This window comes from Paenirhizobium cremeum (assembly GCF_047553425.1).
Taxonomy (GTDB): Bacteria; Pseudomonadota; Alphaproteobacteria; order Rhizobiales; family Rhizobiaceae; genus Allorhizobium; species Allorhizobium cremeum.
This window is the reverse complement of the sequence record NZ_CP180217.1, coordinates 3,023,830-3,046,791: the sequence shown is the minus strand read 5'-3', so window position 1 is coordinate 3,046,791 and position 22,962 is coordinate 3,023,830. Positions and strand designations below refer to the sequence as shown.

Genomic DNA, 22,962 nt, shown 5'->3' with positions numbered 1-22,962 from the left:
AGTCACAAAAACGGGCAGAAAAACACATAAAACCACATTGGCCGATTGACAGGCCGGCTTTTCTCGCGTGAGATTGCCGGCGATCCTGTCGCGTCCCACGACAAAAACAATGCGGGAACGGCGCGAGGGATTGGCCTGAAACATTTCAAGCGTTCGACCGGGAGAAGCTGCATGTCTTTCCGCCAGCCAGCCTTCATGACGTCCGATGGCCCATGCCAGCAGGCGGGCAGGGTGGCGCGATGAGCGTTTCCATGCCGTCGGAAGCCATCGTCCCGAAGGCCGGGGAAGAGCGGATAAGGGCCTTGCCCTGCTGGAACGGTGCGATCGAGATTTCCCTGCTCAAGGGTGGCATCAGCAATGAGAGCTATGTGGTGCGCGATGCCGGCGGTCTGCATGTCGTGCGTTTCGGCAGCGACTATCCGTTTCACCATGTCTTTCGCGACCGCGAGCTTATGACGGCCGAGGCCGCGCAGGCCGCGGGCTTCGGCCCGGACATTCATTACGCCGAACCGGGCGTGATGGTGACGGGGTTCATCGAGGGCAAGACGTTCACCGCGCAGGACGTGATCGCCGAACGGGGACGGATCGCCCGGCTGCTCAGGGATTTTCATGACACCATGCCTCGCTTTGTCAGGGGCGTGGCCTTCCTGTTCTGGCCCTTCCATGTCATTCGCGATTACGCCTACACGCTAGAGAAGGGCAAAAGCCGCATGACGGCGGAACTGCCCGGCTATCTGGCGATTGCCGATGAACTCGAGAAAGCGCAATCGCCGCTGCCGATCGTCTTCGGCCACAACGATCTTCTGCCGGCCAACATCATGGATGACGGCAAGCGTCTGTGGCTGATCGATTATGAATATGCCGGCTTCTCGACGGCGATGTTCGATCTTGCCGGGGTGACCTCGAATGCGGGGTTTTCGGCCGACCAGTCCGATGATTTCCTCGCCACCTATCTCGGGACGACGCCAGATCCCGGCATCCGCCGTTCGCTTGCAGCCATGCAATGCGCTTCGCTGCTGCGCGAGGCGATGTGGAGCATGGTGTCGGAACTGCATCTGTCGGCGCCGGGCGCCGACTACGTCGCCTACACCGCTGAAAATCTCGACCGGCTCGCTGTCGCCCTCGACCATTATCGTAGCCTTTACGGAAAGACGTCTCCATGACCATGCTTCCTTCCCACGCCCAGATCGTCGTCATTGGCGGCGGCATCATCGGCTGTTCGACCGCCTATCATCTCGCCCGAGACCACAAGGCGGATGTGGTGCTTCTGGAGCAGGGCACGCTGACCTCCGGTTCCACCTGGCATGCGGCGGGTCTCGTCGGCCAGTTGCGTTCGTCGGCCTCGATTACCCGCGTGCTGAAATATTCGGTCGAGCTCTACAAGGGTCTGGAGGCCGAGACCGGGCTAGCGACCGGCTGGAAGATGACCGGCTGCCTGCGGCTTGCGACCAATCAGGACCGATGGACGGAATTCCGCCGTCTTGCCACGACCGCCGGCAGCTTCGGCATGGAGATGCATCTGGTCTCGCCGGAAGAGGTGAAGCGGATGTGGCCGCTGATGAATGTCGACGATCTCGTCGGCGCAAGCTGGCTACCGACGGACGGACAGGCGAGCCCCTCCGACATCACCCAATCGCTCGCCAAGGGTGCGCGCATGCACGGCGCGAAGATCGTCGAGAACGTCCGGGTAACGGGCTTCGACATGAAGGACGGCCGCATCGTCGCGGTGAAGACGACGCTCGGCGACATCGCCTGCGAGAAGGTCGTGAACTGTGCCGGGCAGTGGGCGCGTCAGGTCGGCGCCATGGCCGGCATCAACGTGCCGCTGCAGCCGGTCAAGCACCAGTATATCATCACCGAGAAGATCGACGGGCTTGCGACCGACGCACCGACGATCCGCGATCCGGACCGCCGCACCTATTTCAAGGAGGAGGTCGGCGGCCTGGTGATGGGCGGCTACGAACCCAATCCGCAACCCTGGACGACCGGCGATGTGCCGGACGAATGGGCCTTCCGCCTGTTCGACGACGATTTCGATCATTTCGAGCAGCACATGGTGCAGGCCATCGAGCGCATTCCGGCGCTGGAAAAGGCTGGCGTCAAGCAGATGATTAACGGCCCCGAGAGCTTTACTCCCGATGGAAACTTCATTCTCGGCGTCGCGCCGGAATGCTCCAACATGTTTGTCGGCGCGGGCTTCAATGCCTTCGGCATCGCTTCCGGCGGCGGTGCGGGCTGGGTGCTTGCCCAGTGGGTCGTGGATGGCGAGGCGCCGCTCGATCTCTGGGTGGTCGATATCCGGCGCTTCTCCGGCATGCATCGCGACCGCCAATGGGTGCTCGACCGCACGCTCGAGGCCTATGGCAAGCACTACACCGTCGCCTTCCCGCATGAGGAATATGAAAGCGGCCGGCCGCGGCTGACCTCGCCCCTCTACGAGCGGCTGAAGGCCCATGGCGCCGTGTTCGGCTCCAAGCTCGGCTGGGAACGGCCGAACTGGTTTGCCCCCGCGGGTACGGAAGGGCGGGATGTCTACTCGATGGGCCGGCAGAACTGGTTCGATGCGGTCGGCGCCGAACACGCCCATGTGCGCGAAGCCGTCGGCATCTTCGACCAGTCCTCCTTCGCCAAATACGAGGTGACCGGCCCCGATGCGCTGAAGGTACTGGACCACATCTGCGCCAACGACGTGACCAAGCCGGTCGGTCGCCTGACCTATACCCAGCTTCTCAACACCCGTGGCGGCATCGAGGCGGACCTGACGGTCGCCCGTTTCGGCGAAGACAGGTTCTACATCGTCACCGGCACCGGCTTCCGCACCCATGATTTCGGCTGGATCGCCGACCATGTTCCGGCAGGCGCGCGGGTGGAGATGGTGGATGTCACCGAGGACTGGGGCACGCTGTCGCTGATGGGGCCGAAGGCGCGGGACGTTCTGGCCGCCGTGACGAAGGCGGATGTCTCGAACGCCGCATTCCCCTTCGGCCATGCGCGGGAAATCGCCATCGCCGGAAGTACGGTGCGGGCCCTGCGTATCACCTATGTCGGCGAACTCGGCTGGGAACTGCATGTCCCCATCGGCGCCATCGGCGAGGTGTTCGATGCCCTGATGGCGGCGGGTGAGCCGTTCGGCGTCAAGCCGGTCGGCTATCGGGCGCTGGAATCGCTTAGGCTGGAAAAGGGCTATCGCGCCTGGGGCTCCGACATCACACCGAACGATACGCCGCTCGAAGCCGGGCTCGGTTTTGCCGTGAAACTCAAGCGTAACGCCGATTTCCTCGGCCGCTCCGCGCTTGAGGCCGTTGCCGGCCAACCGCTGAAGAAGCGGCTGATGGGGTTCACCGCCGGACCGGATGTCGTCCTGCTCGGTCGCGAGACGATCCTGCGCAACGGCGAGCCGGTCGGCTATCTCACCAGCGGCGGCTATGGCTACACGCTCGGCAAGGCGATCGGCTACGGCTATGTCCGCAATGCCGAGGGGGTCAGCGACGACTACCTGACGAGCGGTTCCTACGAACTCGTCGTCGCGATGGAAAAGGTCCCCGCCGAAATCCATCTCGGGCCGATGTTCGATCCTGGCATGGAGCGGATCAAGGCCTGAACCGGTTCAGGCCAACGGCGGTTTCGGCCAGTTTCTCACGCCGCCGGTCCAGGTTTCGAACAGTTTCGACAGCTTCAGCACGCGCATGTCGTCGAAGCGGGGACCGACGATCTGCAGGCCGATCGGCATGCCCGTTTTCGAAAAGCCGCAGTTGATCGAGGCCGCCGGCTGTTCGGACATATTCCATGGAACGGTGAAGGCGATATGCTCGAAGGGCTTTTCCGGATCGTTGGTGGGAGAGGCCCAGTCCGCCGGATAGGAAACGATCGGATTGGTCGGCGAGAGCACCGCATCGACGGTGGTGAAGAGCCTGCCGCAGGTCTTGCGCATCTCGATGGTCTGGCCGAAGCCCTGCACCGCCTCGACGCCGGAGACATCCGCCCCCTTTTCGGCCCACTGGTAGATATAGGGCAGGATCTTGGCTCGACGTTCGGCGGTGAGGTTGCGGATATCGCCCCAGAACTTGGCCCGCCAGAAATTGTCGAGACCGTCGAGCATCTGGCGCGTCAGGACCGGTTCGACCTCGAAGACGGTCGCGCCTGCGTCCTCGAAGCGCTTCGCCGCGGCGAGCACCGCGTCGCGGATTTCGATCTCGACTGCAAGGCCGCAGCCGGCGTCCAGCATCACGCCGATCTTCATGCCGCGCACGTCGATATCGTGGTCCATCCAGTCGAAATCATTGGGCGGCAGGCTGGTGCCGTCGCGCCAGTCGGGGCGCGAAAGCGTTGCCATCGAAAAGGCCGCATCGTCGACGCATCGCGTCATCGGGCCGGCGCAGCGACCGACATAATAGGGATCGACGGGAATGCGGCCGTGGCTGGGCTTGAAGCCGAAGAGGCCGGTCCAGCCGGCGGGCAGGCGCACCGATCCGCCGATATCGGTGCCGATATGCAAGGGGCCGTAGCTGGCTGCGCCGGCCGCCGCCGCACCCGCGCTCGATCCGCCGGGGTTCTGCGTCAGGTCCCAGGGATTGCGCGAGAGCGGGTGAAAGCTCGACAGGCCGGAGGAGAGCATGCCGTAGTCGGGGCAGGTGGTCTTGGCGAAGATCACCGCGCCGTCTTCCTTCATACGCGCGGCAATCGGCGCGTCTTCCTCGGCGGGGAGAAGCTCGACCGCGGCGGTGCCGAGCGGAACGGGCTGCCCCTTGGTGGCGATCAGCTCCTTCAGCGAGACCGGGATGCCGTCGAGGGGGCCGAGTGGCTCATCCCGCAGCCAGCGTTCGGTGGAGGCTTTGGCCTGTTCGCGCGCGCCCTGCGGGTCATAGGCGTAAAGCGCCGCCACATGCGGTTCGAAGACCTCGATGCGGGCTTCGACCGCCAGCCAGTATTCATAGGGCGAAAGGGTTTTCGCGCGGTAACCGGCGACAAGGTCCTTGATGGTCAAATTGAGCAAATCAGTCATTTCGGCTTATGCCTTCTGCTTCAAAAATTCGTTCTGTGGCGTTAGTTTCCGTTTTCGGCCATGTCTTCCGCGCGGTGGCAGGCGGCCTGCCGTCCCGGCGCGATCATGCGCAGTTCCGGCCGCTCGGCGGCGCAGCGGGCTATGGCCAGCGGACAGCGGTTGCGAAAGGCGCAGCCGCCGGCATCGGCAGGAGAGGGCGGCGGGGGCGAACGCTCGGAGGCTGCCGGCCGGCCGAAACGCTCGATGCTCGGCTCGGCATCGGCCAGCACTCTCGTATAGGGGTGAAACGGGCGTTCGAAGACATGATGCGCCGGCCCTGTCTCCACCAGTCGGCCGCGATACATGACGCCGACCCGGTCGGCGATGCAGTCGACCACGGCGAGATTGTGGGTGATGAAGAGGAAGCTCACGCCGCGTTTTTCGCGCAGGTCCATCAGGAGGTTCAGCACCTGCGCCTGTACCGAGAGATCGAGCGCCGAGACCGCCTCGTCGGCGATGACCAGCTTCGGTTCGGTGACGAGGGCGCGGGCGATTGCGATGCGCTGACGCTGGCCGCCGGAGAATTCGTGCGGATAACGTCCGGCATGGGCCGCCTGCAGGCCGACGCTTTCCAGCATATCGGCGACCTTCTCGCGGATTTCCGCGCGGCTGGGCCGTCTCGCCAGGACATGCAGCGGTTCGGCGACGATGCGCTCGACCTTCTGGCGCGGATCGAGCGAGCCGAACGGGTCCTGAAACACCATCTGGAAATTCTCGCGCTTGCGCATGAGATCTTTCGGGCGAAGCGAGAACAGGTCGTCGCCATCGAAGAGCACATGGCCCGATGTCGGCCTGTCGAGCGCCGCCACCAGCCGGGCAAGCGTCGATTTCCCGCAACCGCTCTCGCCGACAATGCCGACGATCTCGCCGCCATCGACGGTGAGAGACACCTCGTCCAGCGCCCGTGTGCTGTGCGACGCGCCGACCAGCGAATGGCTGACATAGTCGCGGGAGAGAACGCGGATATCCAGGAGGGGAGACTTGCTCATTGGTTTCCTTCCTCCATCGCCCGGATGCAGCGGACGCCGCGATTGCCATTGAGGAAGGTCCAGCCGGGTTCGGCGATGTGGCAGGCGTCGATGCGCTCGGGACAGCGGTCGGAGAAGACGCAGCCGGCGGGCAGCCTGTTGAAGCCGGGCACTGTGCCGCGAATGGTCTGAAGGCGACCGCCATCGGCCACTCTTTTCGGAATGGCCCGGATCAGCCCGCGGGTATAGGGATTACGCGGCTCGGTCAGCACCTCGCGGGTGCCGCCTTCCTCCATCCGGCGGCCGGCATACATGACGATGGTGCGCCGGCACATGCGGGCGATGACGCCGAGGTCGTGGCTGACGAGGATCAGCGCCATGCCGTGTTCGCGGGCGAGATCGTCGAGAATGTCGAGCACTTCCGCCTGCACGGTGACATCGAGCGCCGTGGTCGGCTCGTCGGCGATCATCAGCGCGGGTTTGAGCGAAAGCGCGATGGCGATGCCGACCCTCTGCCGCTGTCCGCCGGACATTTCGTGCGGATAGGTCTTTGCCCGCCGTGCTGCATCGGGAATGCGCACCTGATCGAGCAGGTCGACGGCTTGGCTCCGGGCATCTCGCCATGACATGCCCCGGTGCCAGACAAGGCCCTCGGCGATCTGGTCGCCGATGGTCATGGCCGGATTGAGCGCGGTCATCGGCTCCTGAAAGATCATGCCGATCCGGTTGCCCCTGATGTGGCAGAGGCGATCTTCCGATGCCGTCAGCAGGTTTTCGCCTTCGAAGGCGATAGTTCCCGTCGCTTCCGCCACACCCGGCAGAAGGCCCATGATGGCGAGCGACAGGAGCGACTTGCCCGAGCCGCTTTCGCCGACCACGCCAAGGCTTTCGCCGGCCTCCACGTTGAAGGCGACGTCTGTGACAATGGGGGTGAGGCTGCCATCGCCCATGCGGATGGAAATGGCGAGATCCCGGACGGAAAGCAGTGGAGCCGTTGTCATGAACGCCCCTTTTCGCGAGGGTCGAGAAGATCCCGCAATCCGTCGCCCAGCATGTTGAAGCCGAAGACGGAGAGCGCGATCGCCAGACCCGGCATGATGGCCAGCCAGGGGGCGGTGGCGAGATAGGTCTGGGCGTCCGCCAGCATGCGGCCCCAGGTCGGGGCCGGCGGCGGCATGCCGAGGCCGAGGAAGCTCAGGCCCGCTTCGGTCAGGATCGCAAGGCCGAGCTGGATCGTGACCTGCACGATGATCTGGTTGGCGATATTGGGCAAAACATGCTCCACGGTGATGAGAAAGCCGCCCTTGCCGGCCCCGCGGGCGGCGAGCACATAGTCGCGCGACCAGATCTGCAGGGCGGCACCCGCGGTCACGCGGGCGAAGACCGGAACCATGAAGACGGCAATCGCGATGATGGCGGTAAAACGTCCGGTGCCGATCAGAGCACCGAGCATCATGGCGGAGAGGATCGGCGGCACGGCGAAGATCACGTCGCTGACGCGCATCACGAAGGCTTCCGTCAAACCGCGCCGGGCGGCGGCGAAAACGCCGAGGAGGGTGCCGAGCGAAGCGCCGATGGCGACGGCTGCGGCCGAGGTCGACAGCGAGTTCCATGCGCCGACCATCAGCATGGAGGCGATGTCGCGGCCAAACTGGTCGGTGCCGAGGAGGCCGTGAACGAGCGGGGCTTTCAGCTTGTGGACGATTTGCATCTTCGCCGGCGGCAGGGGCGTCCAGACCAGCGAGACGAGGGCGATGGCCACGAGAGACACGATGATCGTCGCGCCGATCGCAAGGTTCGGACGGCGAAAGGCGAGCCAGGGGCGGGTACGCCCGGTTGCAGGCGTGGCGGCGTTCATCGGCTGCGCCCCCTCAGTCTAGGGTCGAGCAGCAGGTAGGAAAGATCGACGAGGAAATTCATTGTGATGACCAGTGCCGCGAAGAACAGGACCACATCCTGCAACACGATGATGTCCCGCTGGGAGAGCGCCTGAAGCGCCAGCCGCCCGAGCCCCGGCAGGTTGAAGACATTTTCGATCAGCACGGCGCCGGCGATCAGGAAGGTGAATTGCAGGCCGAGAATGGTGGCGACCGGCACCAGCGCGTTGCGCACGGCATGGCGCCAGAGTGCGGCGCGGCGGGAGAGGCCCTTGGCGCGCGCCGTGCGGACGAAATCCTCGTTCAGCACTTCCAGAACCGAAGAGCGCGTGACGCGGGTCAGCACGCCCGCCTGTTGCAGCGCCAGCGCCACGGCCGGCAGGAGAAGCGCTTCGAGACCGGCGATGAGGCCCGCCTGCCAGCCGGGAAAACCGCCGGCCGGGAGCCAGCCGAGGCTCATCGAGAAGGCGAGGATCAGCAGCAGCGCCACCCAGAAACCCGGAACGGCGATGAAAAGCTGGGAAACGAAGCCGCCGGCGTAATCGACCGCCGAATTGCGCCGGCTGGCGGAAACCACGCCGAGCGGAATGGCGATCGCCATCGAAATCAGGATCGCCATCAGCGCCAGCGGCAGCGTCACGGCGAGCCTTTCCGCGATCAGGCCGGCAACCGGAACGCCATAGGTGTAGGATTTTCCCAGATCGCCTGTCGCCACGCCGGCCAGCCATTGCAGGTAGCGGATGACGAGCGGCTGGTCGAGGCCGAGTTCATGGCGCAGCGCTGCCAATGTGTCGGGACTTGCCGACATGCCCAGCATGATCGAGGCGGGATCGCCCGGCAGGATATCCATGACGGCGAAGATCAGGGCCGAAACGGCAAGAAGCGTCAGGACGAGGCCGGCGATGCGGCGGGCGAGAAGCGTCAGCATGGGGGTAAGCTCCCGTTACGCTGACGTTGCCTTTCCGTGTTTTGTTTTTGCTGTCCAGTCAATCCACCCCTCTCAAGGGGGGAGATCGGTGACGGTTGCCCTGTGTATGCTTCGGTCGACATCGAGGATCGGTTCTTCTTCGTCATCTGTCGGGGGGATAGCCTTTCAGCGCGGCTCGACACCGATCGGCATGGCGGGTGATATCCACCTGCGATCTCCCCCCTTGAGGGGGAGATGCCCGGCAGGGCAGAGGGGGGTGCAATGCTCATGGCTCGTCTCGCAGCGAGGCGTGCGGGCGACACTCACTCTTCCCAGTAAACCTCGGTCAGCACGTTGGACGGGATCGGCTCGTTTTCCCAGAGGCCCTTGAGTTTCCTGTCCCAGATGCCGAGCTTCGGCATGACGAAAAGGAAGAGCGCCGGAACGTCCTCGGCGAGGATCTTCTGGGCTTCGCCGTAGAGCTTGTCCTGTTCGGCGGTGTCGGAGGTTGCCTCGATCTTCTTCAGGAGGTCGTTGAAGGCCGGGTTCTTGTAGTTGAAGTAGTAGGGATCGCGGGCATAGATATCGATGTCCATCGGCTCGGCATGGGCGACGATGGTCATCTCGTAGTCGCGACCCTTCAGGACATCCTGCACCCATTTGGCCGGAAACTCGGTCGGCTCGATGTTCATCGTCACGCCGATTTCGGCGAACATCGCCTGCATCACCTGGGCGCTGCTCGGTGCGTAGGCCATCTGCGGCGTCTTGATGGTGAAGCTGAAGCCGTTCGGATAGCCGGCCTCGGCCAGCAGAGCCTTGGCCTTTTCCGGATCGTAAGGGTAGACCCCGGTGAGATCGATATAGCCGCGGTCGTTCGGCGTGTAGTGGCTGCCGATCGGCGTGCCGTAGCCGGACCGCGCGCCCTCGACGATGACGGAGCGGTCAAGCGCCATCATCAGTGCCTGACGGACGCGCTTGTCGTCGAACGGCTTGCGAGCGTTGTTCATGCCGGCCACGACCTTAAGCTCGGTATTGCCGATCACGGTCGCAAGCCTGGGATCGTCCTTGAAGGTTTCCACGAGTTCCGGAGCGCTGAATTCCGCGAAGGCGTCGACATCGCCGGATTTCAGCGCGGCGGCCTGTGCCTGCGGGTCGGAGATGAAGCGGAAGGTGACCTTTTCCAGTTTCACCTGCCGGTCCTTGTTCCAGTAGTCCGGATTGGCCTCGAGTTCGACCTTGTCGCCCTTCGCCCAGCTGACGAACTTGAACGGGCCGGTGCCGATCGGCGTGGTCTTGTCGTCGGCGGCGCTCTTCGTGCCGACGATGGAGGACGACGGCCAGCCGAGCCAATAGAGCAGGCTTCCGGCCGGCTCCTTCAGCTTCAGCACGAGCGTTGCCGCATCGGGCGTCTCAATGGTGTCGATGGCGGCGAAGAAGCGCTTCTGAGGATTGACGCTGTCGGCGCCGCGGGCACGGTCGAGCGAAGCCTTGGCGACGGAGGAATCGAAGGCTTCCCCGTCATGGAACTTCACGCCTTCGGCAAGATGAAAGGTGTAGGTCAGCCCGTCTGCGGAAATGTCCCAGCTCGTGGCAAGCTGCGGCTGGATATTGCCGTCGCGGTCGATGGTGACGAGGCCTTCGAAAATGTTCTGCCACGTCACCTGGCCGATGGCGACGGGTGCTGCAACCGTCGGGTCGAGGCCGGTCGGCTCGACCGCCATGCCGAGCGTCAGATCCTTCTGCGCCGCGAAAGCGGAGCCGGAAAACACGATGGCCGCCGTGGCGGCAAGGCCGAGGGCGAAGCTTCGGAGGGTTTTCCGTCCGGCGAGACCTGCGGCAAGCAAAGCATTGGTCATGAAATTCCCCTGTTCCTGGCGCTCGTTCTGTTTCGGCAGTTTAGCCGATGGCGCGGTGCAAAAAATACTGGCATCTCGTTGGCGCGCACACAATGCGGTTTTTTGTGTTCTCCGTGTATCGAAAATCGCTACACTGTTTTGCCCGTCGCGCGGGGCATGGCCTCACGCATGAAGCGGTCTATGGCATCGAGCAGTTTTGTCGCCGCAAAGGACAACTGGCGGTCCGAGGCGACGCAAAGCTCGATCGGGGTGCGGATGCCCCTGTTTCCGGCAATCGGGATCGCCACCAGTTGCCCCGCACGGCATTCGCGCAGCACGGTCAATGCCGGCAGCAGGGTTACGGCGGCGCCCCGCAGCACCAGTTCCTTCTGCATTTCCAGCGAACTGGTCACGAAGACCGGATCGAGCGTGACACCGGCCGATTTGAACAGCGCATCGAAGGCGAGCCGCGCGCCGAAAGAGCGGTCCGGCACCGCGAGCGGATAGGCGGCCAGTTGCGGAACCGTCAGTTCGGCATGGCTTGCCGCCGGATGGTCGGCGGCGGCGATGACGTCGTAGACGATCTCGGCGCGCAGGCGCACCTTGGTTCCCGGTTCGGGTTCGGAAAACAGCGTGACGGCGATGTCGGCCTCGGCATTGGCCACGGCCTCGATCGCCGCGCGGGCGGAGGCGATGGTCACGGAAAAACGGATCTTCGGGAATTTCAGGCTGAAATCGGCAAGCGCCGGTGCGAGCAGATTGGCGACCGTGGCGCCGCTTGCGAAGATGTTGACGTGGCCGCGCTTCAGCCCTTCGAGATCATCGATCAGTTGCCGGACGTGATCCAGTTCCCTGAGCGTCTTGCCGGCGCGGGCGGCCAGCAGCTCGCCGGCGGATGTCAGCCGCACCCCGCGGCTCGATCGCTCGACGAGCGGCGTTCCGAAATAATGTTCGAGCTGGTCGATCTGGCGGGCGAGCGCCGTCGGCTGGATGTTCAGCTTGTCCGCCGCGGCCCGGATCGAGCGGGCGCGCACCAGTTCGTCGAAATAGATCAGAGCCCTAATCTGCATGTCAGGATTTGCCGTCCCCGTTTTCACCGGCGGGGTTGTTCCCGCCGCCGATGAAATTCGTAGGGACTTGCTCGTCCTGAGACAAGTCCGGCCCTGCGGGCGGGCCAGGAGAGAGAGGCCACGTCGGCCGGGATGTTCGAGCCTCAGGCGAGCGTTTTCCTATTCCGGATCGTTTGCGCTGTCCGGCGTAGAGCCTTTATCCAGCAGGCCCGCCTTGCGGGCGGCCTCGACAAAGGCCTTGCGTGCGATGTCGGAAGCCCTGTCCGTTTCCAGGGCCATGCCGCACCAGCGCTTGGCGCGTTGATAGGCGGCGCCGTGCCGGACCGGCCATTCCTCCTCCAGGAAGTAGAGGGCGTCATAGGCTTCCTTGAAGCTTCTCGTCAGCCCGCATTGCAGTTTCAGTTCGACGGGTTCGTTCCAGGTGGGTGTGGTGTGGATCATTACATCCTCCATTGCGACCGCCCTAACTCCCTGATGTCATCGAGGTTCCATCGGAACGACAAAATTTTCCGGAGTGCCCAAGGCGTCAGATTGAGCCCGCGGGATCGACCGTCGCTGCGTCCCGGCGGCGAAGCCAGTCGGCGGTTCTTTCACAGGCGGATGCGGCGGCGGCGGTGATCGGCATGCCGTTCAGCAGCTCATGGAGCAGCGCGCCGCTGAAACTGTCGCCTGCTCCGATGGTGTCGGCGGTCACGACCCTTTCATGCACGACGACGCGGGTTTCGTTCCGGCCGTCATAGACGGAGATTTCATTCGGCCCGTCGGTCAGCATCAGGTCCTTCAGGCGATTGCCCGCTATCGTGCGCGCCGCCTGCCAGATTTCATCGAGGCCTTGGCCCGGAAAATCGGCCCTGGAGCCGACGATCACATCGGCAGGGCGGGGCGTCGGGTTCCTCAACGGAAACTGCGAGACGACAAGCGCCGCCTTGTCGAGCGAAGCGACGATCGTGTCGGAAAGCTGCATGCCGTTGACGTAGAAGGCCTTCGCCTGAAGCGGGCGCTCAAGCTTGAAGTGGCGAGCGATGCGTTTGGTGCTGCCGAGAATGGTGCGTTCGCCGGTCGGGTCGAGGAAGATTTCGGCAAATTCCGTCTCACCTTCGCCGAGGGTCACATGGTCTGTGCCAAACCCTTCCCGCCTGAGTTCTTCCAGGGCGCCCCGGCCGTGCTCGTCATCGGCAAGCGTCGTGACAAGCTCGACGTTCCGGCCGAGCGCGCGCAGCATGCCGCCGGTATAATAGCCACCCCCGCCGAGGCGCACGGTGCGGTCGATCCAGGCGATGCGGCCGCCGGGGCGCAACGGTTCCTTCAGCCGCCAGACGCGGTCATGGTTGACATGGCCGATGACGACGACCGGGTCGTTGCCGGCTGGTGTTTCGCGCTGCATGTGGACGTGTTTCCCTGCCCTGTACGATCATTGTTGCGATTGCTTTTCGCTCCCCCGGTCAGGATGGCGGGAAGCCGCCGTCTGTTCAAGAGCGGCGATTGCCGGCGTCAGCCTGCCTTCCCGTCGAGCCATTGCCGGATGCCGGATGCCGCCGCCTTGCCGGTGGCGAGGCAGGCGGTCAGCAGATAACCTCCCGTCGGGGCCTCCCAGTCGAGCATTTCGCCTGAAACGAAGCTGCCGGGCAGCGCCTTCAGCATGAAACGATCATCGATGCTGTCGAAGGAAATGCCGCCGGCCGACGAGATGGCCTCGGCGATGGGGCGCGGTGACGTGACGGGCAAGGGCAGCGCCTTGACGAGGCCGGCAAGCGCTTCCGCATCGAGATGATTGGCGTCGGGAACGAGTTCCCGCAGCAGGGCGGCCTTGACGCCATCGAGGCCGGTCGCCTTGCGCAGTCGGTTGGAAAAGCTCGCCTTGGCGTCCTGCCGTGCCAGATCGCGCACCAGTCTTTCCGCGGTGCGGCCGGGGGCGAGATCGAGAACGAGGCTGGCCCTGCCGGCGGTGGCAAGCGCCTCGCGCAGCGCTGCGGCATGGGCATAGACGAGGCTGCCCTCGATGCCGTGACGGCTGATGACGAATTCGCCGGGTATGGTGCCGGCCGGGCTCGTCGCGGTCACGGATTTCAGCGGTTCGCCGGCGAAGCGTTCGAGGAAGGTTTGCGAGAATGCGCAGTCGAAGCCGCAATTGGCCGGCCGGAAGTCATGGATATCGACGCTCTTTTCGCGAAGCCACGCCGTCCAGCCGGCATCGGAACCGAGCTTCGGCCAGCTCGCGCCGCCGAGCGCCAGCAGCACCGCATCGGCCTCGATCCGCTTTTCGCCCTCCGGTGTCTCTATGCGATAAGCATCCCCGTCGAAGCCGGTCCAGCGATGCCTCGTCAGGATCGTGACGCCCTGCGTCTCCAGCCGTTTCAGCCAGGCGCGCAGCAGCGGCGAGGCTTTCATCGCCTTTGGAAAGACGCGGCCCGATGTACCGATAAAGGTTTCTGTGCCGAGTGCTGCCGCCCAGTCGCGGATGTCCTCCGGCGTGAAGGCGTCCAGCGCCGGCCGCAGCCGTTCGCCTGCCGTGCCGAAGCGGGTGACGAAGCGCTCGTAAGGTTCGGCATGGGTGATGTTGAGGCCGGATTTACCCGCGAGCAGGAACTTCCGGCCAACGGTCGGCATCGCCTCGTAGACGGTGACGGCATGGCCGGCGCGGGAAAGCTCTTCCGCCGCCATCAGCCCCGCCGGCCCGCCGCCGATGATCGCGATCCGTTTCGCCACCATTTCTCACTCTCAACCCAGCCGGAAGCCCAAGAGGCGATCCGTCAGGGCGTCGATCGTTGCCGAGTCCGCATTGGCGAAGGCAAAGCGCAAATAGCCTTCCTGCGCCTCGCCGAAATAGGCGCCGGGAATGCAGACGACACCGGCCTCGCGGGCGAGCTTCTCGGCCACCAGCGCGGAAGGCCTGCCTTCGAAGGGATGGCGGATGAAGGCGAAATAGGCGCCGAGCGAATCCATCTTCCAATCCGGCAGCTTCGCCATGACGGACCTCAGAGTATCCGCGCGCTTCAGGATTTCCCTGCGGTTGTCGTTGCGCCAGTCGCGCAGCGCCGGAATGGCGCGGGCGACAGCGGCCTGCGGCGCGCGGGGCGCACAGATCTGCAGGTTGTCCATCACCTTGGCGATTTCCGCGACAGCTTTCGGGCCGGCGGTGACGGCGCCGAGACGATGACCCGGAATGCAGAAGGACTTGGAGAAGGAATAAAGCAGGATCAGGTTGTCTTCCCAGCCGGGAATGGACAGGAGATCGTGCGGCTTGTCGCCTTCCGGCAGGAAGTCCCGATAGGTCTCGTCGAGGATCAGCCAGACACCGGCCTGACGGCAGGCTTCGAAAATCTCCCGCAGCAGATCGGCGGGATAGATCGCGCCGGTCGGATTGTTCGGCGAGACGAGTGCAATGGCCTTGATGCCCTTCGCCAGTGCCGCGCGGACCGCGTCGAGATCCGGTACGAAACCCTTTGCCGGATCGAGCGGCACCAGCACGCGCTCGATGTCCATCATGGCGAGCGTGGTTTCCTGGTTGAAATAGAAGGGCTCGGTCAGCGCCACCTTGTCGCCCGGACCGGCAATCGCCATCGCCACAGCCATGAAAGCCTGATTGCAGCCTGAGGTGATGTGGATGTTCTGTGCGTCGACCGGCGCGCCGTAGATTTCCGCGACATCTGCCGCATAGACCTTGCGCAGGTCGGTTTCGCCCTCGATCGGACCGTAGCCGGCGAATGCGCGGGAAGCGGCGGCCTCTCCGAGCCAGACAAGCAGGTCCGGATGCGGTGCGTAGCCGGGGACCGCCTGCGACAGGTCGATCAGCGGGCCGCGGCTGCCGTCATAGGCGCGGGCCCAGGCGAAGACGGACGGCACCGGCGGGGGCGACAGGCGGGAGACGAGCGAGTTGAACGAGGCGGAGGGCATGGTGATTTCGGCAGTCCTGATGTCTTCTGGTGGTTGGTTCAAGCCTTGGAGGCGGTCTTCCTCGCAGAGGAGGCCGTCGCCTTTCGGGCGCGTGATATGGTCGTTGTCTTGTCCGGCGTCTTCGCGCCGGCGGCTCCGCTGGCGCTTCGAATGCTGCGGCCTCTGTGTGCCGGGCGCAGCGAGGGCAACGGCTGGTTGCCGCGTTCGTTTTCAAGGGTCGCGAAAAGCCAGTCGATGAAGACGCGCGCGATCGGCGCTGCGCGCACCTCGTTTCGCGTGGCGACGTAAAAGGCGTTGGTGGCGGGCACCGAGAGATCGAAGGGAATAATCAGTTCGCCCGAGGCGATCAGGCTCGAGGCCGTAATGCTGTCGCCGAGCGCAATGCCCTGGCCGTGGCGGGCGGCCTCCGTGGAAAGCCGCGCATCGCTCAAGAAATGTTCCCGGTGACGTGGCATGTCGAGCTGGTCGGCGGCGGCGAGCCAGGTATTCCATTCCTGTCCGTCGTCGCCATGCAGCAGCACATGGTCGCGCAGGTCGCGCACCGATCTGAGCGGCCGGGAATTGAGGAGCGAGGGCGAGGCGACGGGAAAGAGGTTCAGCGTGCTCCACAGCCTTGTCCAGCAGTCGCGCCAGCCGCCGGGGCCGTAGAGAATGGCGATGTCGATGTCGGTCGAATAGATGAGGTTCGGATCGTTGCTCGAGGTCAGCGTCAGGCTGATATCGGGATATTGCTCGCTGAAATTGCCCATGCGCGGCACGAGCCAGAGGGAGAGCAGGGCGGGCACGCAGGAAATCCTGAGATTACCGCTGGTGGTTGGCCGGTTCATCAGCGCGGTGGCGGCGGCGATGCCGTCGAAGGCTGAGGAGACGGCGGGCAGCAGCAAGGCGCCCTGCGGGGTCAGTTTCAGCCGTTTGCCGCCCCGTTCGAAGAGCTGCGCCTTCAGCGTTTCCTCAAGCGACTTGATCTGGTGGCTGACCGCGCCGTGCGTGACGTTCAACTCGCGGGCCGCCGCCGAAATCGATCCGCGCCGCGCCGCTGCCTCGAAGGCGCGCAACGGATTGAGGGGTGGCAGGCGATGGGACATGGTTCTTATGCTTGTTAGTTTTTCTCACGTCGATTGCTATAACATCGTGAATTGCTTTTCTACCCCTTTGCGGCTTAATGCTCACAATAGAGGCAGGCGCAAAAACTGCCGATTAAACAGTCGCCCGCGGCGGGAACTCCTGTTGCGCAGGGCGTCGGCGAGCAGGGGTGAAAGACGAAATGACCTTCGACGAAAAGCGACTTCAGGAACTGCGCGCGAAATACGGTAGCGACAAGGCCGGCGAGATCTTCGACGAGAAGTTCGCCAAGGTCGGGGAGAAGATCTTCTCCAACGGAACCCGCGCCGCGCCCTATGCCGGTGTCCCGACCTTCCTGTCCGCGCCGCATCGCCCGATCGATCCGGTAGCGCCGGATTTCGGGGACCTGCAGGTTGCGATCGTCGGCGTGCCGATGGATCTCGGCGTGTCCAACCGTCCGGGCTCGCGTTTCGGGCCGCGGGCGCTGCGCGCCATCGACCGCATCGGGCCTTACAACCATGTTCTGGAATGCGCGCCGATCTTCGACCTCAAGGTCGCCGATATCGGCGACGTGCCGTTCTCCAGCCGCTACCGGCTGGAACTCAGCCATGAGGATATCGAGAAGCATCACTCGAAGATCATCGAGGCCGGCTTGCTGCCGCTTTCCGTCGGTGGCGACCATTCGATCAGCCACCCGATCCTGAAGGCCGTTGCCAAGAAGCATGGTCCGGTCGGTATGATCCATATCGATGCCCATTGCGATACCGGCGGTGCCTTCGACCAGACCAAGTTCCACCACGGCGGTCCGTTCCGCAATGCGGTGCTCGACGGCGTGCTCGATCCGACGCGCACCATCCAGATCGGCATTCGCGGCCCGGCCGAATATCTGTGGGAGTTCTCCTACGATTCCGGCATGACCGTCATCCATGCCGAGGAAGTGACCGGGCTCGGCATTCCGGCGATCATCGAAAAGGCGAGGAAGATCGTCGGCGACGGCCCGACCTATCTTTCCTTCGACGTCGACAGCCTCGACCCGAGCATCGCACCCGGCACCGGCACGCCCGAGGTCGGCGGCCTTTCCTCGCGTGAGGTGCTCGAACTCCTCCGCGGCCTGAAGGGCATCAATCTCGTCGGCGGCGATGTCGTCGAAGTGGCGCCGCAGTACGACGCGACCCACAATACCGCCCATGCAGGCGCTCAGGTTCTCTTCGAAATCCTGAGCCTCATGGTCTATAGTCCGGCGATCAAGGGCCGTTGAGCAACTGGCATTTTGCCCGGGACGGCGCTATCAGGCGCCCCGGGCTCGACTTCAAGACAACCAACGAAAACCAAGCAACGAAGACAAGGGAACAGGACCATGAAAAACATCCTCAACGCTTCCGTCAGCCGCCGCGGCGTGCTGGCCGGCTCGCTTGCCGGCGCCGGCATGCTCGCCATGCCCTCGATCCTGCGCGCCCAGGACAAGTCGCTGAAGGTCGGCGTCTATGGCGGCTACTTCAAGGATTCCTTTGACAAGAACATCTTCCCGGAATTCACCAAGGCGACCGGCATCGCGGTCGAGTCCGTCGCCGAGCCGACCGGTGAAGCATGGCTGGTGCAGCTCGAACAGGCGGCAAAGGCCGGCCAGGCGCCCGCCGACCTCTCGATGATGTCGCAGGTTTCGATGCTCAAGGGTCAGTCCACCGATCTGTGGGCGCCACTCGACATGGGCAAGATCAAGAACGCTTCCGGCCTGATCGACCGCTTCGTCAACAAGTATCCGGACGGCCGCGTTGCCGGTGTCGGCGCCGTTGCATGGTATATCACGCTCGTCACCAACACGGATGTCTACAAGGAAGCCCCGACCTCCTGGTCCGCGCTCTGGGACCCGGCAAACGAGGACAAGCTCGGTCTTCTGGCGCTGGTCTCCAACTCCTTCCTCCTGGAAGTGACGGCCAAGACCTATTTCGGCGGCACCAATGCGCTCGACACCGAGGAAGGCATTCTCAAGGCCTTCGAAAAGCTCGCGGAGGTCAAGCCGAACGTCCGTCTCTGGTATCGTGACGAAGCCCAGTTCGAACAGGCGCTGAAGTCGGGCGAAATCCCGATGGGCCAGTACTACCACGACGTCACCGGCCTTGCTGCCGCAGACGGCAATCCGGTCCGCTCCACCTTCCCGAAGGAAGGCGGCATTCAGGATTCCGGTTGCTGGGCCCTGTCGCGCGCATCGACCAAGACCGAGGAAGCCCACATCTTCATCGACTACATGTGCCAGCCCTCGATCCAGGCAACGCTGTCGCGCAAGGTCGGCACGGCTCCGACCGTCAAGCGCGAACTGCTCGACCTGACGGCGGAAGAATTCGCCGCCGTATCGTCCGATATCGAGCCGATCACCCCGCGCTACGACCTCTATCAGACCAAGTCCGACTGGCTGAATCAGAAGTGGACCGAACTGATCGTCGGTTGATCGACGCCTGAACGAAAAACCAATCCAGCACTTGAGGTGGGGTGAGGGTCATGCGACCTTCACCCCACTGCCATCGGAACTTTTGCGGAGACATGATGTCCGGACTGTCGCTCAACGATGTCACGAAACAATTCGGCCCCTTCACGGCGGTCGACAACGTGCAATTGAACGTGCCGCACGGTACTTTCGTGTGCATGCTCGGCCCGTCCGGCTGCGGTAAGACCACGCTGCTCAGGATGATCGCCGGGCTCGACCTTCCGACCGGCGGATCGATCGTGCTCGACGGCGAGGACATTACGCGGGTTCCGACGCACAAGCGCAATCTCGGCATGGTCTTCCAGTCGCTGGCGCTGTTTCCGCACCTCACCGTCGGCGAGAACATCGCCTATCCCTTGCGCATCCGCGGCATCGGTCGCGAGCAGCAGGTGAAGCGCGTCGAGGAACTGCTCGCCATGATCCATCTGCCGGGTTATGCCGACCGTCCCGTGACCAAGCTTTCCGGCGGCCAGCGGCAGCGCGTGGCGATTGCCCGGGCGCTGGCCATCTCGCCCAAGCTCTTCCTGCTCGACGAGCCTCTTTCGGCGCTGGACGCCAAACTGCGGGAGGCCATGCAGGTGGAGTTGCGCAAGCTGCAGCAGCAGCTCGGCATCACCACCATCGTCGTGACCCACGACCAGCGCGAAGCCATGACCATGGCCGATACCGTCGTGGTGATGAACGGCGGCAAGATCCGCCAGGCGGCAAGCCCGATCGAGATCTACCGCAAGCCGGCCGACCGTTTCGTCGCGGATTTCATCGGCTCCACCAATCTTCTGCCGCTCACCGTCGAAAGCGGCCGTACGCTCGTGCTCGGCCAGCCGGTCGAAGGCATTGCGGCGAGCGGCCAAAGCGCCTGCAGCCTTTCGGTCCGCCCCGAGGATATCCATCTTTCGGCGCCGGGCGAGGGGCGTCTTACCGGCCGTGTCACCTTCATCCGCGATCTCGGCGGCACTATCGAGACCTTCGTCGATATTCGCGGTTCGGAAGTAATCGCGGTTTCCACGCCGCGCGAGCGGCCGGTGGTCAGCATCGGTCAGGAGGTCGGCGTGGTGATCGATCCGCAGACGGCCGTGGTGCTGCCGGCATGAGGCGCGAACCCCCGCAGAAAGCGCTCGACTATGCGCCGCTCGCCTTCCCGGCGGGCATGCTGATCCTGTTCTTCGTCGTGCCCTTCGGCACGATGATCGCCGTCAGCTTCTTCAAGCGGCAGCAGGGCGGCTTTTACGAGCCGGCCTTCGTGTTCGACAATTACGCCCGCTTCATCAGTCCGTTCTTCGCAGGCGTCCTCGGCTTTTCGCTGATGCTGGCGATCTCGGTCGCGGTGGTCTGCGTCGTGCTCGGCGTGCCCTTCACCTATCTCCTGACGCGCGTGTCGCGACGCACACAGGTGGTCTGGCTCGTCGCGTTGCTGTCGATCCTGTCGCTGTCCGAAGTCATCATCGGCTTTGCCTGGTCGACGCTTTTCTCGCGCACCGCCGGCATCACCAACCTTTTGGTCATGATCGGCCTCATGGAAAAGCCCATGGCGCTGATGCCGAATTTCGGCGCGGTGCTGACCGGCATGACCTATCAGGCGCTGCCCTATACGGTGCTGGTTCTCTATCCCGCGCTGGTGCGGCTCGATCCGACGCTGACGGAAGCCGCGCGGACGCTCGGCGCCTCGCCGATCCGCGCCTTCTTCACCGTCGTGGTGCCGGCGCTGCGCAACACCATCGTCGCAACGCTCATCATGGTCTTCATCTTCGCGCTCGGTTCCTATCTCCTGCCGCAGATTCTCGGACGGCCGCAGCACTGGACGCTGTCGGTGCTGATTACCGATCAGGCGATCTACCAGTCCAACATGCCGTTCGCGGCGGCCATGGCGGTGTTCCTCGTGCTTGTCACGCTCGGCATGGTGGCGCTCACCCTCTTCATCGGACGCAAGGGAGAGACGGCATGAACACGGTGCTGACGCGGATCTATTTCGTTCTGATCGCGATCTTTCTGGCGGCTCCCATCGTCGTCGTCGCCGGCGTTTCGGTCAACGAGAAGCAGAGCCTGACCTTTCCGCCCCAGGGGTTTTCGCTCTCCTGGTACGGAGCGATCTTCGAAGATGCCGGCTGGCGTTCGGCCTTCTTCGCTTCCCTCGGGCTGGCGCTTGCCTCTGCCGCGCTTGCGGTCGCCATCGCGCTTCCGCTTGCCTGGTTCCTGTGGCGCCGGCTTGCTCCCTGGGCCAATATCTTCCAGGTCCTCGGCATCGCGCCGTTTACGCTTCCGCCCGTCATCACGGCGCTCGGCCTCCTGACCTTCTGGGCGACGACGGGGTTCTACGGCCAGCCTTGGACGGCGGTCATTGGCCACGCGATCTTCTTCGTGACGCTGCCGCTCGTGACGCTTTCGCTCGGCTTTTCGGCCATCGACCGCTCTCTGGTCGAGGCGGCGTCGACCATGGGCGCGGATGACAAGACGGTTTTCCGCACCGTGGTCCTGCCGTTGATCCGGCCCTATCTGGTGTCCGGCTATGCCTTCGCCTTCGTGCTTTCGCTCAACGAATACATCGTCGCCTACATGACGGTCGGCTTCACCATGGAGACCCTGCCGATCAAGATCTTCAACGCGCTCCGCTATGGCTACACGCCGACCATGGCCTCCGTGACGATCCTTTTCGTCGTGGTCGCTGCCATCGTCTTCGGCCTCGTCGCAAGATTCGGCGACCTGCCGAAACTTCTGGGGGCGATGGCGGCCGACGACCGCTGACAGACCGCCTCGGAATTGCCGGCGGGGGGCTCAGCCGCCGGCACGATCTTTATTTTGCGGAAACCAAGAATTTTATCCTCATTTTATCAATTCATTCAGATTTGCGGCCTAACTCTTTTACCGTTCCAGGACGGGACTCCGCGCATGACGTGGCGGATGGTGAGAGATGGGGAATGGGGCACATGACGTGCACAGGACAGGCCGCGATCGTCGCGGATGTGATCGGATCTTTGGGTCCGGGGCCGGAAACCGGCCGGAAATCCCTGCAGGGCAGGGATAAAAGCGTTTCAGCGACGCGCTTCAGGCGCGGAGATTTCCAGTTCAATGCCAGGGTATCCGCGGGTTTGCCGGCGCTGCTTCATGCATGCGACGGTGGCGTATCGCGATCCGGCGGAGCGTCTTTCGCCGCGTGGTGAGGCCCCGATAGACACGATCGGTTCCCTGTTCCCAGGGAACCGGTACGGCATCTATCGGAACCGTTTCGCACCGCATGGCGGACGGGCCCCTAGCCACGATAGATGCCGTGGGAGGAACATGACGTCCCCACCCCCCAAGTTATGTTCCTCCCATCTTTTTTCGACGGTACGCGTGTCTTTCCTGGAAGTACCGGATAGATGCGCCTCCTCTCGCCCGCCGACTCGACATCATGGCCTTTAGTCCGGTGGGCAACCAGGAAAGCGAGAAGAGGCACAGGCCAGCGCGATCGGCTTGGCTATCCAACTTCGAAATGATCTTCGGCGATGGTCGATTACTGCGTGACGATCTGAGCATCGAATGAGTTGATTTCTCAGGTTTGATCCAAAAGCGCATTGTCCAGAAAGCGAGCCAGCACCTGGAACGATCGGCAAGATCCGTCCAGGATATCGCAACCCAACTCGGTTTCTCCGACCAGACCTATGTCAGCCACTTCTTCAAGCGCGAGACCGGCATTTTGGGATCTCGCAGTAGAGACGGCGCCGAAACTGGGTCTGGTGTCCGGCCTGCGTTGACGCCAGATACGATGCTGCCGTTGCAAGTATTCCGACACGGTTTGCCCTGGATGCTCACGTCGGGAAAAGTTGCCCGGGCGTGACCGCCCGGGCAACTC

Annotated in this window: 20 protein-coding genes; 8 read left to right on the top strand and 12 right to left on the bottom strand. The window is 63.9% G+C overall.

The annotated features are described in order from the left end of the window. Window positions 1–239: 239 nt before the first annotated feature. On the top strand, window positions 240–1,163 hold the full coding sequence (locus ACLBKR_RS14940; RefSeq protein WP_113438862.1) for a choline kinase family protein: 924 nt from the start codon (window positions 240–242) through the stop codon (window positions 1,161–1,163). After that, complete coding sequence (locus ACLBKR_RS14935) at window positions 1,160–3,601, top strand: GcvT family protein (RefSeq protein ID WP_113447794.1); 2,442 nt, start codon at window positions 1,160–1,162, stop codon at window positions 3,599–3,601. The genes ACLBKR_RS14940 and ACLBKR_RS14935 overlap by 4 nt, the downstream gene beginning before the upstream one ends. 6 nt (window positions 3,602–3,607) lie before the next feature. Here the strand turns inward: ACLBKR_RS14935 and ACLBKR_RS14930 are convergent, their stop codons facing one another. From ACLBKR_RS14930 to gcvA, 12 genes are all read right to left on the bottom strand, one after another. Continuing rightward, window positions 3,608–5,002 carry an amidase gene (locus ACLBKR_RS14930; protein ID WP_113447793.1) on the bottom strand — a complete coding sequence of 465 codons (1,395 nt, stop codon included), beginning with the start codon at window positions 5,000–5,002 and terminating at the stop codon, window positions 3,608–3,610. A gap of 41 nt (window positions 5,003–5,043) precedes the next feature. After that, complete coding sequence (locus ACLBKR_RS14925; RefSeq protein WP_112829180.1) at window positions 5,044–6,030, bottom strand: ABC transporter ATP-binding protein; 987 nt, start codon at window positions 6,028–6,030, stop codon at window positions 5,044–5,046. Continuing rightward, entirely contained in the window at window positions 6,027–7,010 is a 984-nt protein-coding gene (locus ACLBKR_RS14920; RefSeq protein WP_113447792.1) for an ABC transporter ATP-binding protein, read from the bottom strand. The genes ACLBKR_RS14925 and ACLBKR_RS14920 overlap by 4 nt, the downstream gene beginning before the upstream one ends. Continuing rightward, window positions 7,007–7,867, bottom strand: a complete 861-nt coding sequence (locus tag ACLBKR_RS14915; protein ID WP_112829182.1) for an ABC transporter permease — start codon at window positions 7,865–7,867, stop codon at window positions 7,007–7,009. Before ACLBKR_RS14915 ends, ACLBKR_RS14920 begins: the two co-directional genes overlap by 4 nt. Further along, window positions 7,864–8,814 carry an ABC transporter permease gene (locus tag ACLBKR_RS14910; protein ID WP_113447791.1) on the bottom strand — a complete coding sequence of 317 codons (951 nt, stop codon included), beginning with the start codon at window positions 8,812–8,814 and terminating at the stop codon, window positions 7,864–7,866. The genes ACLBKR_RS14915 and ACLBKR_RS14910 overlap by 4 nt, the downstream gene beginning before the upstream one ends. A 302-nt stretch (window positions 8,815–9,116) precedes the next feature. Beyond that, window positions 9,117–10,649 (bottom strand): ABC transporter substrate-binding protein, encoded by a 1,533-nt coding sequence (locus tag ACLBKR_RS14905; RefSeq protein ID WP_113447790.1) that lies wholly within the window; start codon window positions 10,647–10,649, stop codon window positions 9,117–9,119. A gap of 128 nt (window positions 10,650–10,777) precedes the next feature. Continuing rightward, on the bottom strand, window positions 10,778–11,698 hold the full coding sequence (locus tag ACLBKR_RS14900; RefSeq protein WP_113340886.1) for a LysR family transcriptional regulator: 921 nt from the start codon (window positions 11,696–11,698) through the stop codon (window positions 10,778–10,780). Between the two features lie 159 nt (window positions 11,699–11,857). After that, a complete protein-coding gene (locus ACLBKR_RS14895) occupies window positions 11,858–12,139 on the bottom strand; it encodes a DUF982 domain-containing protein (protein WP_113340885.1) in 282 nt (93 codons plus the stop codon). Between the two features lie 85 nt (window positions 12,140–12,224). Then, window positions 12,225–13,082, bottom strand: coding sequence for a PfkB family carbohydrate kinase (locus tag ACLBKR_RS14890; protein ID WP_113487192.1), 858 nt, complete (start codon window positions 13,080–13,082; stop codon window positions 12,225–12,227). A 107-nt stretch (window positions 13,083–13,189) separates the two neighbouring features. Further along, window positions 13,190–14,407, bottom strand: coding sequence for a TIGR03862 family flavoprotein (locus tag ACLBKR_RS14885; protein WP_113466402.1), 1,218 nt, complete (start codon window positions 14,405–14,407; stop codon window positions 13,190–13,192). Between the two features lie 9 nt (window positions 14,408–14,416). After that, window positions 14,417–15,592, bottom strand: coding sequence for an aminotransferase (locus ACLBKR_RS14880; RefSeq protein ID WP_414901799.1), 1,176 nt, complete (start codon window positions 15,590–15,592; stop codon window positions 14,417–14,419). A gap of 38 nt (window positions 15,593–15,630) precedes the next feature. Continuing rightward, complete coding sequence (gcvA, locus tag ACLBKR_RS14875) at window positions 15,631–16,677, bottom strand: transcriptional regulator GcvA (protein ID WP_112829190.1); 1,047 nt, start codon at window positions 16,675–16,677, stop codon at window positions 15,631–15,633. 179 nt (window positions 16,678–16,856) lie between these two features. Between gcvA and speB the strand changes: the two genes are divergently transcribed. The 6 genes from speB (at window position 16,857) to ACLBKR_RS14845 (ending at window position 22,947) form a co-directional block, all read left to right on the top strand. Beyond that, entirely contained in the window at window positions 16,857–17,912 is a 1,056-nt protein-coding gene (gene speB / locus ACLBKR_RS14870; protein ID WP_113438124.1) for an agmatinase, read from the top strand. A 99-nt stretch (window positions 17,913–18,011) separates the two neighbouring features. Further along, on the top strand, window positions 18,012–19,100 hold the full coding sequence (locus ACLBKR_RS14865; protein WP_112829192.1) for an ABC transporter substrate-binding protein: 1,089 nt from the start codon (window positions 18,012–18,014) through the stop codon (window positions 19,098–19,100). Window positions 19,101–19,195: 95 nt separating this feature from the next. Continuing rightward, window positions 19,196–20,227 (top strand): ABC transporter ATP-binding protein, encoded by a 1,032-nt coding sequence (locus tag ACLBKR_RS14860; RefSeq protein ID WP_113424370.1) that lies wholly within the window; start codon window positions 19,196–19,198, stop codon window positions 20,225–20,227. Beyond that, window positions 20,224–21,078 carry an ABC transporter permease gene (locus ACLBKR_RS14855; RefSeq protein WP_113424371.1) on the top strand — a complete coding sequence of 285 codons (855 nt, stop codon included), beginning with the start codon at window positions 20,224–20,226 and terminating at the stop codon, window positions 21,076–21,078. The genes ACLBKR_RS14860 and ACLBKR_RS14855 overlap by 4 nt, the downstream gene beginning before the upstream one ends. Beyond that, the gene (locus ACLBKR_RS14850) at window positions 21,075–21,875 is read left to right on the top strand and encodes an ABC transporter permease (RefSeq protein WP_113424372.1); all 801 of its coding nucleotides are present in this window, start codon (window positions 21,075–21,077) and stop codon (window positions 21,873–21,875) included. The genes ACLBKR_RS14855 and ACLBKR_RS14850 overlap by 4 nt, the downstream gene beginning before the upstream one ends. Before the next feature lie 793 nt (window positions 21,876–22,668). Continuing rightward, window positions 22,669–22,947 carry a helix-turn-helix domain-containing protein gene (locus ACLBKR_RS14845; RefSeq protein WP_113487187.1) on the top strand — a complete coding sequence of 93 codons (279 nt, stop codon included), beginning with the start codon at window positions 22,669–22,671 and terminating at the stop codon, window positions 22,945–22,947. Window positions 22,948–22,962 lie beyond the last annotated feature (15 nt).

Bases quoted from the DNA above. Each gene is read 5' to 3' on its own strand.
- ACLBKR_RS14940 (WP_113438862.1), top strand. From the start codon at position 240: ATGAGCGTTTCCATGCCGTCGGAAGCCATCGTCCCGAAGGCCGGGGAA.
- ACLBKR_RS14935 (WP_113447794.1), top strand. From the start codon at position 1,160: ATGACCATGCTTCCTTCCCACGCCCAGATCGTCGTCATTGGCGGCGGC.
- ACLBKR_RS14930 (WP_113447793.1), bottom strand. From the start codon at position 5,002: ATGACTGATTTGCTCAATTTGACCATCAAGGACCTTGTCGCCGGTTAC.
- ACLBKR_RS14925 (WP_112829180.1), bottom strand. From the start codon at position 6,030: ATGAGCAAGTCTCCCCTCCTGGATATCCGCGTTCTCTCCCGCGACTAT.
- ACLBKR_RS14920 (WP_113447792.1), bottom strand. From the start codon at position 7,010: ATGACAACGGCTCCACTGCTTTCCGTCCGGGATCTCGCCATTTCCATC.
- ACLBKR_RS14915 (WP_112829182.1), bottom strand. From the start codon at position 7,867: ATGAACGCCGCCACGCCTGCAACCGGGCGTACCCGCCCCTGGCTCGCC.
- ACLBKR_RS14910 (WP_113447791.1), bottom strand. From the start codon at position 8,814: ATGCTGACGCTTCTCGCCCGCCGCATCGCCGGCCTCGTCCTGACGCTT.
- ACLBKR_RS14905 (WP_113447790.1), bottom strand. From the start codon at position 10,649: ATGACCAATGCTTTGCTTGCCGCAGGTCTCGCCGGACGGAAAACCCTC.
- ACLBKR_RS14900 (WP_113340886.1), bottom strand. From the start codon at position 11,698: ATGCAGATTAGGGCTCTGATCTATTTCGACGAACTGGTGCGCGCCCGC.
- ACLBKR_RS14895 (WP_113340885.1), bottom strand. From the start codon at position 12,139: ATGATCCACACCACACCCACCTGGAACGAACCCGTCGAACTGAAACTG.
- ACLBKR_RS14890 (WP_113487192.1), bottom strand. From the start codon at position 13,082: ATGCAGCGCGAAACACCAGCCGGCAACGACCCGGTCGTCGTCATCGGC.
- ACLBKR_RS14885 (WP_113466402.1), bottom strand. From the start codon at position 14,407: ATGGTGGCGAAACGGATCGCGATCATCGGCGGCGGGCCGGCGGGGCTG.
- ACLBKR_RS14880 (WP_414901799.1), bottom strand. From the start codon at position 15,592: ATGCCCTCCGCCTCGTTCAACTCGCTCGTCTCCCGCCTGTCGCCCCCG.
- gcvA (WP_112829190.1), bottom strand. From the start codon at position 16,677: ATGTCCCATCGCCTGCCACCCCTCAATCCGTTGCGCGCCTTCGAGGCA.
- speB (WP_113438124.1), top strand. From the start codon at position 16,857: ATGACCTTCGACGAAAAGCGACTTCAGGAACTGCGCGCGAAATACGGT.
- ACLBKR_RS14865 (WP_112829192.1), top strand. From the start codon at position 18,012: ATGAAAAACATCCTCAACGCTTCCGTCAGCCGCCGCGGCGTGCTGGCC.
- ACLBKR_RS14860 (WP_113424370.1), top strand. From the start codon at position 19,196: ATGTCCGGACTGTCGCTCAACGATGTCACGAAACAATTCGGCCCCTTC.
- ACLBKR_RS14855 (WP_113424371.1), top strand. From the start codon at position 20,224: ATGAGGCGCGAACCCCCGCAGAAAGCGCTCGACTATGCGCCGCTCGCC.
- ACLBKR_RS14850 (WP_113424372.1), top strand. From the start codon at position 21,075: ATGAACACGGTGCTGACGCGGATCTATTTCGTTCTGATCGCGATCTTT.